This is a genomic window from Oceanobacter antarcticus (assembly GCF_044962685.1).
Lineage (GTDB): Bacteria > Pseudomonadota > Gammaproteobacteria > Pseudomonadales > Oceanobacteraceae > Oceanobacter > Oceanobacter antarcticus.
This window is the reverse complement of record NZ_JBBKTX010000069.1, coordinates 1-516: the sequence shown is the minus strand read 5'-3', so window position 1 is coordinate 516 and position 516 is coordinate 1. Positions and strand designations below refer to the sequence as shown.

Here is a 516-nt window from a genome sequence, read left to right as displayed (position 1 = left end):
TTGAAGGTTTCCAGACGATGTGGCTTCAGACCAAAGGCTCGCCATATCCGACTGATCGCCATGGCATTCAGTCCGGTTTCTTTCGCCATCAGAGTGGTTGACCAATGGGTTGCGTTTGCCGGTTTGGTTTGCAGTGTTTTGTTGATGACTTCTGCGACTTTATCGTCATGAATGCTACGAGGGCGTCCACTGCGCGGGGCATCCGTTAAGCCGTCAATACGATACAACTCAAAACGACGGCGCCATTTACCGACCGTTTCTGCCGTCACTCCGACCCGCTCACCAATAACCTTTCCTGAAAGGCCTTCTGTGCTGAGCAGTATGATTTTGGCTCGCTGTTGTTCAGCAGCAGGGATTTGTCGGCTACGCAACCAACGCTTGAGCTCAGCCTGTTCATCGTCAGTGATGTCGAGCACTTTGACTGGTCGTCCCATGGTTTGCCTCTGCCTGAAAATGCACTCCTCAAAGTAGACTATAACCACTCATATAAATTCTATTTATTTTTGTTAAGGGACA

At 49.6% G+C, this 516-nt stretch carries 1 protein-coding gene; it reads right to left on the bottom strand.

Annotation, left to right across the window (positions count from 1 at the left end; all coding sequences use genetic code 11):
- Positions 1-434: helix-turn-helix domain-containing protein (locus WG929_RS20945; protein ID WP_416207617.1), on the bottom strand; the 434-nt coding region annotated here is incomplete at its 3' end.
- Positions 435-516: the final 82 nt, after the last annotated feature.